The organism is Paenibacillus sp. Cedars (genome assembly GCF_003184205.1).
Lineage (GTDB): Bacteria > Bacillota > Bacilli > Paenibacillales > Paenibacillaceae > Paenibacillus_AQ > Paenibacillus_AQ glucanolyticus.
In genome coordinates, this window is record NZ_CP020866.1 from 2989639 (window position 1) to 3003164 (window position 13526).

12 protein-coding genes are annotated in these 13526 nt (G+C 48.8%); 4 read left to right on the forward strand and 8 right to left on the reverse strand.

What is annotated here, in order from left to right; translation table 11 throughout:
- Positions 1-143 precede the first annotated feature (143 nt).
- Positions 144-3323 carry a bifunctional cytochrome P450/NADPH--P450 reductase gene (locus B9D94_RS15365; protein ID WP_148247416.1) on the reverse strand — a complete coding sequence of 1060 codons (3180 nt, stop codon included), beginning with the start codon at positions 3321-3323 and terminating at the stop codon, positions 144-146.
- Positions 3324-3803: 480 nt separating this feature from the next.
- On the opposite strand from B9D94_RS15365, the gene B9D94_RS15370 reads away from it, so the two are divergent.
- The gene (locus tag B9D94_RS15370) at positions 3804-4295 is read left to right on the forward strand and encodes a DUF2798 domain-containing protein (protein ID WP_040680659.1); all 492 of its coding nucleotides are present in this window, start codon (positions 3804-3806) and stop codon (positions 4293-4295) included.
- 248 nt (positions 4296-4543) lie between these two features.
- Here B9D94_RS15370 and B9D94_RS15375 read toward each other — a convergent pair whose 3' ends face one another.
- Together B9D94_RS15375 and B9D94_RS15380 are read right to left on the reverse strand one after the other, a co-directional pair.
- The gene (locus B9D94_RS15375; RefSeq protein ID WP_148247417.1) at positions 4544-5665 is read right to left on the reverse strand and encodes an NAD(P)/FAD-dependent oxidoreductase; all 1122 of its coding nucleotides are present in this window, start codon (positions 5663-5665) and stop codon (positions 4544-4546) included.
- A gap of 199 nt (positions 5666-5864) precedes the next feature.
- The gene (locus tag B9D94_RS15380) at positions 5865-6239 is read right to left on the reverse strand and encodes a VOC family protein (RefSeq protein WP_172964053.1); all 375 of its coding nucleotides are present in this window, start codon (positions 6237-6239) and stop codon (positions 5865-5867) included.
- A 381-nt stretch (positions 6240-6620) separates the two neighbouring features.
- Here B9D94_RS15380 and B9D94_RS15385 point away from each other — a divergent pair, with 381 nt between their 5' ends.
- The 3 genes from B9D94_RS15385 (at position 6621) to B9D94_RS15395 (ending at position 8617) form a co-directional block, all read left to right on the forward strand.
- Complete coding sequence (locus B9D94_RS15385) at positions 6621-7316, forward strand: DUF1796 family putative cysteine peptidase (RefSeq protein WP_367613819.1); 696 nt, start codon at positions 6621-6623, stop codon at positions 7314-7316.
- A gap of 250 nt (positions 7317-7566) precedes the next feature.
- A complete protein-coding gene (gene mscL, locus B9D94_RS15390) occupies positions 7567-7962 on the forward strand; it encodes a large conductance mechanosensitive channel protein MscL (protein ID WP_148247419.1) in 396 nt (131 codons plus the stop codon).
- Positions 7963-8170: 208 nt separating this feature from the next.
- Positions 8171-8617 (forward strand): OsmC family protein, encoded by a 447-nt coding sequence (locus B9D94_RS15395; protein ID WP_148247420.1) that lies wholly within the window; start codon positions 8171-8173, stop codon positions 8615-8617.
- Between the two features lie 61 nt (positions 8618-8678).
- On the opposite strand, the gene B9D94_RS15400 is transcribed toward B9D94_RS15395, so the two are convergent.
- The 5 genes from B9D94_RS15400 to B9D94_RS15420 form a co-directional block, all read right to left on the reverse strand.
- Positions 8679-9476 (reverse strand): polysaccharide deacetylase family protein, encoded by a 798-nt coding sequence (locus B9D94_RS15400; protein WP_148247421.1) that lies wholly within the window; start codon positions 9474-9476, stop codon positions 8679-8681.
- 99 nt (positions 9477-9575) lie between these two features.
- Entirely contained in the window at positions 9576-10124 is a 549-nt protein-coding gene (locus B9D94_RS15405; protein ID WP_006210090.1) for a DinB family protein, read from the reverse strand.
- A gap of 181 nt (positions 10125-10305) precedes the next feature.
- On the reverse strand, positions 10306-11457 hold the full coding sequence (locus B9D94_RS15410; RefSeq protein ID WP_148247422.1) for an NAD(P)/FAD-dependent oxidoreductase: 1152 nt from the start codon (positions 11455-11457) through the stop codon (positions 10306-10308).
- Between the two features lie 68 nt (positions 11458-11525).
- Positions 11526-12239, reverse strand: coding sequence for a methyltransferase domain-containing protein (locus B9D94_RS15415; protein WP_006210088.1), 714 nt, complete (start codon positions 12237-12239; stop codon positions 11526-11528).
- Positions 12226-13383: a type III polyketide synthase gene (locus tag B9D94_RS15420; RefSeq protein WP_076153103.1), complete on the reverse strand. Its 1158-nt coding sequence runs from the start codon at positions 13381-13383 to the stop codon at positions 12226-12228. The genes B9D94_RS15415 and B9D94_RS15420 overlap by 14 nt, the downstream gene beginning before the upstream one ends.
- Positions 13384-13526 lie beyond the last annotated feature (143 nt).

Sequence of the window (13526 nt, forward strand, 5' to 3'; positions counted from 1 at the left end):
CGAACTTTTTCCCTCCTTTTCAGTTTAGCAAAAAAAGCCGCGAATATCGCGGCTACATATACCTGTTCGTTGTTGTCCTTGACTAACCGCATTCGACAGCCTCGTCTCGTTATGTCAAGAGTCGTTGCCCTTCGCAGCGGAGATCAACCTGCCCAAACATCCTTTACATATTGGCCCTCCGCTTCCAGCCTGGATAACCAGGAGGCAGCTTCATCTGCGTCCACGCCGTATTTATCCTGATAGGATACAATCAGCGTTTGTTCAACCTCAGGCGCCATCCGGGAGCCGTCACCGCAGATGTACATTCTCGCTCCATCCTCCAGCAGTGACAGCAGCATTTCCCCATCCTGTATCAACAAATGCTGGACATAGCATTTCTCCGTACCCTCCACTCTCGAGAAGGCAGTATGAAGAGTTACCAGGTTTTCTCTGGCTGCCTGTTCAAACTCCTCTCGGTAGAGGTAATCGTGCTCCGGATTCCGGCAGCCGAAATACAAATGCGCGGGACCCAGCTTCTGTCCTTCTGCCCGAAGGATTTGTCTGGCCTGAATGAATCCCCGGAACGGTGCCACACCGGTGCCGGGCCCGACCATAATGAGCGGGGTGGCTGGGTTGTTCGGGAGTTCAAAGCCCGATTCAGGCGAACGGATAAACATCAACACCTCTGCGCCCGTCTCCAACTGGCTCAAATAATTGGACGCAATGCCCCGGTATTCCCCATAACCGCTCCAAGCGCTTTCCCGCACGACACTGACTGTGATACTCGCTTGGGTCCAGCTGACTCTCGGAGAGCTGGAAATCGAATAATATCTCGGTTTGAGTGCTGGCAGCAGCTCGAGAAAGCGTTCAAAAGGCAACTCACAGGCTTCATACCGTTCCAGCAGCTCCAGCATGGTGAGACGTTTAGCCCATACCTCGGTCTGATAAGTGTCTTCCGCGAGCAGACTCTGCAGCTCTTTGGCATGCGGCGGGCATACCGTACAGGCTGCCATCTCCCGAATCTGAGCCCTTGTGGCCGTCTCCTGCAGCTCGATGCTGCGATGCAGCAGATCGTCCAGACGCACGGGAACCCCTGCCGGTAAATGGGCGCTGCTTCTTCCTTGAACGGACAAGACCAGATGTGCCGCGGCGTCCAAGTGGAATCTGCGGAGCACACGCTTCACCAGACTCTCCGGATTGACTGGGAGTATGCCCATGTGATCGCCTTCTGCATAGTTCGTTCCTTCCGGCAGCGATATTTCGATATGCTGTGTGATGCGTCCGCTATTGGCATGCTGCAAGTTGCGGCTGTGCGCGATGTGCCCGGTGACGGCATGATAGGTTTCTGCCAGTGGAATGGCTGCCCCTCCCTGAACGAACTCAACAGACAAGGCGCTGCGCTTCGGCTTGCTGCTGGCCATGACCGGCAGTCCCAGCGCCTGCATCAGATCGGGCCATACATGTTCCGTCCATTCATCAACTTCACGTTCAAAATCGCCGCTCGCATCACTCTCACCGCGCGCAAGCAGGCGCTGTGCCCCTTTGGCTGCCAGCAGTTCGTCAATTTGGCGCGGAATCCGTTGGTAGGTGCTGGCCCAGTTGTGATCCCCGCAGCCGAAAACCGTATACCGAACGCCTTGTATTTCGGATTCAGCCGCATTCTCCAGCCATTCCATAAAAGCCTTGGCATTGGAGGGCGGCTGACCGTTATAAGAGGCGGTTACAATCACAACGGCGCCTTCCTTCGGAAGATTTCCAGCGAAGTCGTCCAGTGCACCTACCTGACTGTCGAATCCATGGTACTTGGCTGCATCAGCCACCTCTCTGGCAATGCCTTCAGCCGTGCCCAAGTTGGACCCGTACAGCGCGAGCAGCGGCGTATGATGAGCGTTATCCGCAATCCTGTCGGACTGGGCGTATTCCCTCTGTTCCTGTTCGGGCACAGCAACACTTCCTGGAATCAAGAGGGCTGCCCCTCCCTTACGGTTACGGACTTTAATGTGGAATGCATCCGGCTTCAGGGTCAGTGTCTCCTTGACTTTCAGCTCATAATGCTGGGTATCGACCAGTTCAAAATATTTGAGAACCAACCCGAGCACCAAGGTGGCCTCCTGGAGTGCAAACTGTTGGCCGATACAAGCACGCTGTCCGTTGCCAAACGGTTTGTACGCGTCATGCGGCACCTTGCTCGGATCTTCAAAGCGCTCCGGTTCGAATGCCTCCACATCGTCTCCCCATACGCGCGCGTCTCTGTGGAGTCCGGGAATCAGCACCGTCACACTATCCCCTTTCTTAATGGGATAGGTTCCACCGATACGGGTATCCTCTTTTGCAGATAACGAAAAGGCAGGCGCAGTCGGCCATAACCGAAGTGACTCGCTCAGAACCATGCGGACGTATTTGAGTTCCCGCACCTGGTTATACGAAGGAACTGGATCCTTCAGCACGCGGTCCACCTCACTTACCGCCTTGCGCAGCTTATCCGGGTTTTTCATCAGAAAATAGATCGCGAAGGAAAGCAGCCCGCTTGTGGTCTCGTGCCCCGCGATCAGAAATGTGATCATCTGATAACGGATATTCTCATGATCCAGCCGCTCGCCTGTATCAGGATCCACGCCCTCCAGCATGTGCGCCAGCAAATCTCCCTCCTCGCCGCCATGCGCCTTGCGCTCTTGAATAAGCTCATCCACAAGCGAGAACATCGACTGAATGTCCTCCTGAAACTGACGTTTCTTCTTAATCATGAACATGTCCTGAATGCCCAGCCGGTGAAGCTGGTTCATGCCTTCATCAAGTGAACGCACCATGCTGTCGATAAATGGATGATTGTCTTCGCGATAAAAGCTGTTAAACCTATAATTAAACCCGCACAGGCCGATTGTATCGAGTGTCAGGCGTGTCATATCGGCAGGAATATCCACTGTTTCATCCGGATTGAGCCGTGCCCATTTCTGGATAAGCTGCATGGCAATATCAATCATCTTCGTATGATATCCCTGCATTGCACGCTGGCTGAAGCTGGATAACAGAATGTTATGAGCTTTTTTCCAATTGGGCTCCTGCGTCGCGCTCGTAAACAATCCATCCCCCGCAAAGGGGCGGACATTCTGCAGTGGTGCCCAGATTCGTTTATCAAAACGCTTCTCGTCACACGCGTCCTTAACATACTCATGGCCGGAGACATACAGCTCCTTGCGCCCCCCGGGATACTGAAACTGGAAGATCGGCCCGAATTCCGAGGCGACCTTTACAAGCGATTGGATCGGAGCCGCTGAATCCAGCAGGGGCAGATTACCCAGCGGTCCGAAGGTTTTAGGTTGAGGCACCGGTGTCGTTTGTGTCATGGTTTTTCCCTCCATTATCCCATAATTCTCTTTGTATTTGCCCTTAGGATAGGGCTGAATGAAGCACAGACAATACTGATTGACCATAATCGTAATTCGGTCATTTCTTGATAAAAAAGAAGGATCCGACGCGCATCGCTGGTTTCCACTTACAATGATGGTCTTATCCTGCCTCTTACCCTATCACGATATGATTGTCCCGCACATCAGCCGCAGGTCCATAATTCCAATGAGGGCTTCTGCTCCTCTTTATATTACTTTTCAACCAGAATATGCTCCATTATTGAAACTTTAGGACTATTCAATGCCCATTAATTCATCCGCTGTTCTATAGGAAAACACAAAAAAAGACACCTTGATGATCGCCCTCATAGTGCGCACCTGGTATCCGGCTACAGAAAACGTTCACAAATCTGTCACTTACGAGAGACTTTCCCTCATCTCTATAATTACAAAGGTAAATGAGAGAGGATGATGAAATTGCCAGTAACAAAGAAAGAGCATTTTTATTTTGGGTTGATGATGTGCATCGGGATGGTCATCATGATGACCTCCTACAATGTAATCACGAACGGATTAATTGGTGAAGTTTCATTCATCGCCATAATCAGTCAATTCGTACTGGGCTTTATCATTGCCTTCTTACTGGAACTGTTTATAGTCGGTCCAACAGCACAGAGAATCGTGTTTTCGATAACGCGCCATAAGTCCGGTAAAATGATTACGATATTGGCAATGTCATTCTGTATGGTGACGGGGATGGTTTTCTTTATGTCTATGTATGGATTAGTTTCAGCTTACCTTTCCCATCACCTCGCAGGAGAGCCCTTGCTTGGAAGTTATTTCGCCATATTCTTGAAAAATTTTGTTTTTGCTTTCCCGCTTCAGCTCCTTATCATGGGACCGCTCGTACGGTTCTTATTCGGTAAAATTAAAACGAGTCGGCTGAAGCAATCATTGACCACCGTCTAGGCTGACTGTCACTAACGCTCCTTAATAGTAAAAAGCCGCCCAGTTGGGCGGCTACTAACCACTGCTCACAAATTGGATTACCCCAATGAGAGCTAATAGAAGAAAAATAGCGTCAGTCTCCTTAGTTCGTTATCATCTACCTATTATCCATTCGATAAACACGAGCTAAATCCTCTTCCTACACTACAGAGCCGATATGAGAAGGAAGCGCTGGCCCAATGCCAGTAGCTGTCTGATGCCTTAGTCTATCAATCCATCGCTTTGCGCAGATCATAGTCATGTAGATCAATATCGAGCGTGTCTCCTAGTGCTAACTTTGCCAGTTGGCTTCCTATAAAGGGTCCCATGGTGAGTCCGGACGCTCCAAGTCCGTTTGCCGTTATAAGCCCTTTCCAACCCGGAACAACGCCTATCACAGGAAGGAATCCGGGCGTAAACGGACGAAAACCCACCCTGACCTCTTGAAAAGTGCTGTCGGCTAAACCCGGTGCTAATTCAAGCCCTTTATTGAGGATTTCCTGCATACCGCCTGCCGTTACTCTAGTATCATAACCTTCAATTTCATTTTCATGGGTCGCGCCTATCACGATTTTCTGTTTATCAAAAGAGAGCAGATATTGATCTGTAGGCGGTATGACTACAGGCCAGCTGCCTGTCTCTTGCTCACCCTGAATTTTCACGTGCATGATCTGAGCTTTTTGATAACTCACCTTAAAATGAATACCTAGGGGCTGGAGCAGTTGGTTTGCCCAAGCGCCTGCACAAACAATGACTTGGTCAGCCTCGAAACGATCCGTCCCGACCGTTACTCCCGTTACTCGGTTTGCCTGATACACCAGCGAGGCATCCCCGCTGATCAGGACAGCCCCGTTTCTCTGCGCGGATCGGATTAACGCATCACGCAGCGCACGACCGTCTATCCTTGCAGCACCGCTAATATGAACCGATTGATAACCTTCTGCCAGCAAGGGAAACCGCTCATGGGTTTCTGTTTCATTCAACCGGGTGATTTCACCGATTTCCGGAGCATCTGCTTTTCGTTGATGTGCCCGCTCCTCCATCTTTCTGATTTTGTCCAAATCCGCATGAATGCTAAGAGCACCAACCTGAGCATAGCCGGTATCTGTCTCTCCTTCGCTTTCCAGCTCATGGATCAACCCGGGATAGAAACGCGCACCGGCCTTAGCCAGCTGGTACCAAGCTTGATTGCGCCTTTGCGATAGCCAGGGACAGATAATGCCAGCCGCAGCATCCGTCGCTTGCCCTTGATCCTGACGATCTATGATTAGGACCTCTGCTCCCATTCTCGCTAACTGATATGCTGTTGATGCCCCCAGGATCCCTGATCCGATGATGATGACTTTCTTCATAATTACATCCCTTTCCTAAATCACTGTATCCATTATAGCGAATACAGTCTGAAAGTATAATGGCAGCGTGTGCTCCTGCGCACCACCCTTATCGTTGAACGCAAAAAAAGTCGCCGATCCCGGCGACTTCATCATACTTCTATACTCTTGAACTCGGACGAGCCTCTTATACAGATACCCGTTATATTTTTTCAACCCATTACTTTTCCATTACGGCAAAATAGTTATCTTCCTCATCAGCAAAATTGAAGACTCTGCCGGAAGGCAAATTTACAATTTCACCGACCTTGACATTCTTATTCGACAAGTCACTCATTAATCCATCGAAATTTTCCGTGTAAAACATTAAAGAAGGCGTCCCCAGATTTACGCCAGGCGAGAATTTAGCGACAAGTTCCTTATCATGCAGCACGATGCTGGTTTCCGAGCCCTTTGCAGGAGCAATTTCAATCCATTTCATCTGATCGTTGCTTTCTTCGGAAATGACATGAAATCCTACCTTCTCTGTCCAGAACTTCACTGCCTCATCCTGGTTATTCACATACAACATAATTTGTCCAAGTTGGCTAATCATCATCTTTCCACTCCCTTATGTAAAATGAATATCCAATATCCAATGCTCCTAATTCTCTCCATCGTAGTGATTTCTGATACCTGTTGTGATAGTTCGGTTCTATAGTATCATTCCTCATAAATGCCAAGCCCGCATACGCCAGGCAGTCTACCCTTTCTAACTCGCCTGTGTCACTACCTGAATATTATAGCATGTACACAACGTCATAGTTTCTTATGAATTGCTTATTTTTATAAATTTCTACAAAATTAGAGTTCACGCATCCGTACTTGACCAAAAATAACAGAAATCCTTATAAGAATGGGCTCCCTCTTACCTATGAACATCTAATCGAAGTGACAGCAAGCCGCATAGGATAGATTAGATGGACAAGAGAGTGTGGTGACGAATTTGAAACTGCAAGACGTCAAAGGTGCTTACGATGTAATTATCGGCTTGGGCAGTTGGTGCGGACCTTCGCTTTATTTGCGGCAACGTGGACTGAGAAGGTTTGCCTTCCCGCTGGACTGGATGATATCCAACTCGATTTCGGATGTCAGCCGATTATTGGACAATCGCTTCGTTGGATTTATGGATCTGGAGCAGCTGCAGAAGACCAAGGGTACTTCGGCTTTGTTGGAAGATGGAGTCGCTGTTTTGTCTGAAGGAAATCAGGTGTATCAAGATGCCCATTTTATTCTGGATACCCGGTATAACATCATATCCGTGCATGATTTCCCCGTATTGCCTAACCAGGATTGGATGCATTCGTACGATGTTTACAGAGGAAGACTCAATCATCGCATCGATCGATTCTTCAGAATTCTTGAACATAGCGAATCCGTTTTATTTGTCAGGTGGGGGGAAGTGACCGCCGACGAAGCAGCCGAGCTGCATGCGGTGTTATCTTCATTAGTTCGCGGCACATGTAATGTTCTCTTCCTTCAAACTCTTCTCGATTTGGAGAATGTACAAGAAATCGATTGGGGAATGAACGGTATTTGCACGCTGCAAGTCCCGGACAGCCGCCCGAATGATATATCCATTTGGAATTATGCGCTTGATGGCCTCCGTTTGACCAATCGCTGGGGGATGTAACAGCGGAACTATAATAAGAAGGTTACCGGAAAGATAAAAAGCTGCCGCTGAATGTGGGGGACGGGACTGACCCCCGAATAGCGGACAGCTTTTTTAAGTTCATCATTCAAGAAAAGGCTTTGAATTTGCCTGATAACGTTACAGTTTTCTGCCATTTTGATCTTGCGCAATTGGCAAGTTGCTGATAGGATAATTCGAGTGGCGAAATGGTACATGCCTCACATTATGGATTAAAAAGCAGGTGAATAAAATGAATTTGTTAAAAGAATTTAAAACCTTTGCGCTCAAGGGAAATGTGCTTGATTTAGCCATCGGGGTTATTATTGGTGCTGCCTTCGGCAAAATCGTATCCTCGTTGGTGAGTGATATCATTATGCCGGTAATCGGGCTGCTGCTTGGCGGAGTGGATTTCTCCGCGCTTAAGGCTACGATCGGAGATGCAACGCTGACATATGGCGTATTTCTTCAAACGGTTGTGGACTTCCTGATTGTCTCCTTCTCGATCTTCTTGTTCATTCGTATGCTCAACCGTTTTAAACAGAAAGAAGAGGAAAAGCCCGAAGAGCCTCCAGCTCCATCCAAGGAAGAGTTATTGCTGGCCGAGATCCGCGATTTGCTGAAGCAGCAGAACCAAACGGGTAATTAAGCTCTGCAACTGCTGAGAGTGTTTTCGTTAACTACGAGAGCACTCTCTTTTTTTATGGCTTCACTCTCCCTCACCCATAATTGGTGTTGACAGTTGATGATTCCAAACCTATAATCCTCACTATACCTAGTAAAATAGTATATATTAAAATAATGGAGAACCTGCCTATCCGTACTGAGACTGTTCTCACAAAGAGGAGTGTAAAAGCATGCCAAATGTTCAAACATTCAAAGCAACTGCCCATTTAGAAGAAGGCGTTCGAGTTGTGACCCAAGTAAGACAATTTGAATTGGTTATTGACGAGCCAAAAAGCCTTGGAGGAACTGACACCGGAATGAATCCTGTCGAAGCATTGCTTGCCTCCCTTGGGGCATGCCAATCCATTGTCGCCCGGGTTTATGCTTCTAAATTCGATGTAGTTCTGGAGGATTTCAGGGTAGATGTGGAAGGTGACCTGGATCTTGACGGATTTTTCAACCGATCCGAGGTACGCCCCGGATACTCCGATATTCGATACACTTTTTACATCAAGACTCCTTCGCCAGCAGAAAAGGTCGAGGCCTTTGTGGAAGTTCTGGAGAGCAAATGCCCTGTGGGCGATACGATTGCCGAACCGGTGAAGCTCAAACGGAATCGCGTCGTTATTGAAAATTAGAAGAATACATAAAGGGCTGCAGAGTTGCACGAAGCAACATGACAGCCCTTATTCGCTACATTTAAAACCGCGTGATCTCACCCGCTTTTATTTCCAGCGACTCTCCTTCTACACTAACCCAGACGGTCTGAGCACAAGGGTTATGGATCATCCGGCTATCCGCTGAGAAGCGAAGCTGTTCCAGTACGCGGCAATAAGCAAAAATTTCAGCATTCGTGGCATACCAGATATCGTCCCGACCGGCAATCTTCTCTCCGAATCGATCAACCAGATCCCAATTCCGATCATTCTCGAATTCATAACTATGACCCCAAACGTACAGAATCGCCATCCGTGAAAATCTCTGCTCCATATGTACAAACTTCTCGGCATAATCCACCATCTCCATATGATGACAAGTCGGATGCCAGCGAAGCCACTCATCCGGCTTATGGAATAAGCCGTGGCTGTTTACTGTGCGGGCATATTCGATGCCAAGGGAACGCAGCAAGTCGACCACTTGATCGTTGTAAGTGCCAAACGGATAGCTAATTCCCTTTACCGGATAATGGACCAGCGATTCCAGCCTTTTCCGGTCCTCCACAACCTGTTCTATCGCTTGCTCCAAAGGCGTCTGGTCCAGGAAGGGATGATCCACCGTATGCGCAGCCACTTCATGTCCACGATAAAGAGACTCCACCTCCGTTTCATCGATATACCCCTCCTTCCCGAGTGTTCCGCTGTTTAAATGAAACGTACCGCGTATCCCGTAATCATTCAGCTTTTCTACCAATCTCCGATCATATTCACGCCCATCATCAAAACTAAGCGTCAATGCTTTTTTTGCGCCGCCCGGAAACCGATCATATTGTATGCGCATTCAAGAACCTCCCTAAAAATCAATTCTTATTGGCACGATGCATCTCCTTTCGCACCGATTTCATTTTCATTATACGATGTAATGGGTCCATGAATTGTATTATTTTTTGCTAACAGCATACAGGAATCGGCAGTAACCGATCTCGGCCGCATTTTTCATAAGTTCAATATTGAGCCATGCGAGCAGCTCATGGAATGGCCTATCTTCGAAGGGCCATCGTGTTCGTTCCATGGAAAGCAGCGCTTCCCCCGGTAACCCAGCCACTTCACGCTCCCATTCGTCCTTTAACCGGTTAATCCTATCCCTGGTCTCTTGTATGTTCCCCATAGACAGGACCTCTTCACGAGTCAAGGTTCCACTGCCAAACGAATGATCCAAAACCATGGACCACCAGTATGTGATATGCCAAGTTAGCCAGGATATACTTGGCGGGCCAATCTCGTACTCCTCGGTTTCCGGCCAATCCGTACGCCAAACTCCAGATTCGTGATACACGTGAAGTCCCTTCATAGCAGGTCGCGAGTGAAACTCTTCGTCTTGCAGCCCAGTGAGATGAATGTTGAGCATCTGCCATGATATTTGAAACTGAAAATCAAGTGTGCTTCGGATAAGCTCGTTCGGGTTTGATATAGGATGTCCCCCCTGCACGACACTCCACCTCCATTTTAAATAAACAAATCAGACTTTTGTCTTTTAAATTATAGACATAATATTATAACGTCTTATTATTGTCAATAAACAAACTAAGTTATGATTCGCTAGAATGTTGAAATTGAAGTTCGGCGACATATGAAAATAAAAAAATAAAAAAGCCGCTAAAACGCGGCTTTTACCGTGTACTCATGCCTGATTCGGATAACCTGGTTGCTTTCACTAAATAGGATGCCAGTCCAGGAATCATCCGTGTAATGCCAGGGTAGAACCGATTGGTTTTGGCAAAAGCGAGCTTCTGAATTCTTCTCGCCCTTCGAAGCAGCTGCGTAAAGGTATCATTGGCCTCCTTGGTATACTCCTTCTGCCAATCAAGATAGCTGAGTTCTCCCTTGAGGTACTTGTCGGTCCAGTGAGAACACAACAGCGAAGATCGCAGTGCAACGGACATCCCGTCCCCGCACAGAGGCGGAAGCATAAGCAGTGCATCCCCGATATGCGGATACTCAGACCATGGCTCTGGCGTGTCCGACAAGTGGAGCGGTGCAATCGATACCTGGGTTCCTGGAACAGGCGTCCCAGCGGCGATTCGCTGGGCTAGTCTTCCGTTCGTCAGGGAAGCAGCGTGCAGAATTTCCGGAACCGATTTCCCGCTCCCTTGTACTGCGTCCAGTGTCAGCAATGCGGCAACATTGACCGCTCCATTCTCGATCGGCGACATCCCGACATAACCACCCTCGCAAAAATACAGTTCGACCCGAGGAGGCAGCGTAATTCCGCTGTAGTGGGATTTCACACCAACATATACGGTATCATCCCGATTATCATCGGAAGCCGTAACGCCACGAGGCTTTTTTGTACCATATGCGCCGATTACAGCTTTGGCCTGAAATCGAAAACGCTCATTCCCCTGCCTCGTTTCTACTTCATACATCTGATGCTCCACCTTCTGAATATTCATTACGGTTGTTTTGGTGGCAATATGCGTACCCGCTTCCAATGCCTTCTCATGCAATAGAGCATCCAAAACATAACGACTGATACCATAGGCTTGCCCGGGTAATGGAGCTGTTATCTCGCCGCCTTGAGGCATGATGATTCTGGCATGCTCCATGGTGCCGGGGTTAACCTCATGTCCGAGCAGATGGATACCCAAGTATTCAAGCATTTCTCTGGTCTCGGGTGACATGAATTCACCGCAGGTCTTATGGCGCGGAAATTCTTGACGATCCAGCAGCAGAGTACGGTGACCTTGCTTGGCAAGCTGCAGCGCACAACTGCTGCCTGCAATTCCTGCTCCGATGACGATGACATCCATTTCCTTCGACATGTATGAACACCACCTTTTTACTCTTTCATTAGCACGTTGCCTTTTACTCATTAGGTGACAATTTCGTTTTATGATTTTGGAATCACGACGGAATAACGGAACAAAGGCTTCCATTCGTAGGTCATCGTTTCGTGGTTAAGCTGCTTCTTTAACTCTCTCCAATCCCTTCCTTTGAAGCCCTTGGCAACCGAAAGCGGACCATCGTGCCGAATGTAACGATTGCGCGAAATCATCCGCGTAGTAATCCATACGGCCGTGTAGGGTACCAGGTGGCGATGGATATCACTGATAACGACTCCATGAACCGAGGCTCTCAGCATATGCGACACGATATCAATCAGCTGCTGCCCATTAAAATGGTGGACGAACTGGGAACCGGTCACGATATCTGCCGATGCAGCCGGCAGTTCCTTGACATCAGCACGCCGTACATCAACCCTCGGCTCATCCCGGAATAGCTGCTTGGCCTCGTCGCATGCCTCCTCTGTCATATCGACAAGCGTTATTTTTAGCTCGATGCCCTGTTGATCCGACCATTGCAGCAGCTTCTGATTAACATCGCCCGATCCCGCACCCACATCCAAAACACTAAGGGTTCCAGGACTACCCATCGTTTTCCATAACTTTTCCACACCGGCCAGGGTGGGTCCCGGTGCCGCGAATATTTTGTTCAGCCGCCTTAAATGCTGAAGTGCTTCGCTCAGCTCTTCCCCTCCCATGGAGAAATCATCCATAAGCTCTTCTTCCTGTGCCCGCGAGGACAAAGCTCTAAAGAAGGACATGGTCCTGCTCCTTAACCGATGACGAGTAAGCCTTTACATAGTTAAAACGCATGAGCTCTGCTGTCAGGCCGGGTCCGAAGGCCATGGCTACACCTTCCGTGAACGTCTGATCCTGCGCCTTCATGTCCTGGCGCATGGCATTCAATACAAACATAATGGTGACCGATGACAAGTTGCCCGCGGTTCTTAAAATCTCTCTGCTGTATTGGGTCTGCTCATCGCTTAAGTGCATAACTTCCTGCACGGAATCCACAATGCCCCGTCCGCCGGGATGGATGGCCCAGAGTTCAGGGAGCTTGTCCCCCTCCAGCAATACACGCAGCTCTTCTTCCAGGTGAGCACCGAGCAGCTTCGGAATACGGGGAGATAAAAAGAGATCAAAACCGGTATTGCCCACCTCCCATGTCATATCCTCCGTTGAATCCGGCAGCAGAACAGAATAACCTGAACCCAGCTTCAGATAATGCTGGTGATGAGATTCAGGAGGGCCGATGACACAGGAGGAGGCGCCGTCTCCGAAAAAAGAGGCTGCAAATAACGCTTCTCTCTCCTTCACCGGCTGAAAATGAAGAGTACAAAGCTCCACGCATACGACCAGTACTTGCGACCCTGGAGCTCCTTGAACGACATCTCGTGCCATTTGGATCGCTTTGAGTCCAGCGGCGCATCCTTGAAATATCAGCGGCAGACGATTGACGCGCGGAGACAGTCCCAAATGCCGAATCAGCATAACATCCAAGCCCGGCTGATATTGACCCGTGCAGCTGACTGTAATGAGATGTGTAATCCGATCCGGTGCCATGTCGGCATCTTTCAGAGCCTTCTCGGCTGCTGTTAAGCCAAGCGGGAGTGCCTCTCTCTTGTACTTATCCATTCTTTCCTCTGTCGTCGGAACGGCTGACTCGTCATGGGAAGGCAGATAACGGCATGCTTCCAATGGATCCAGATAGTTCGATTCGCAAGTATAGCGTGTCTCGACACCGCAGGATCTGAATACTCTTCGGGCGAAGCGCGCCAGATCGGATCTGTTCTGCAGCGTAGATGCAATTAATTCTGCAATATCCGACTGTGCTACGGAATGTTTCGGCAATGCCGTACCCATCCCGAGAATCGCAGCATCGGACATACCGTTTGTTTGTTTCATGCTCAAACCTCCTGCATTGTCTTGGAATTATTCATGATTACCCTTCCCCGGGCATTTTGAACGCGTTCAAGACTCATTGAGGTTAGGATAACCCGAACTTGGCGAATTATATCCAATTCAAACCATGCGCTATAACCTCTCAA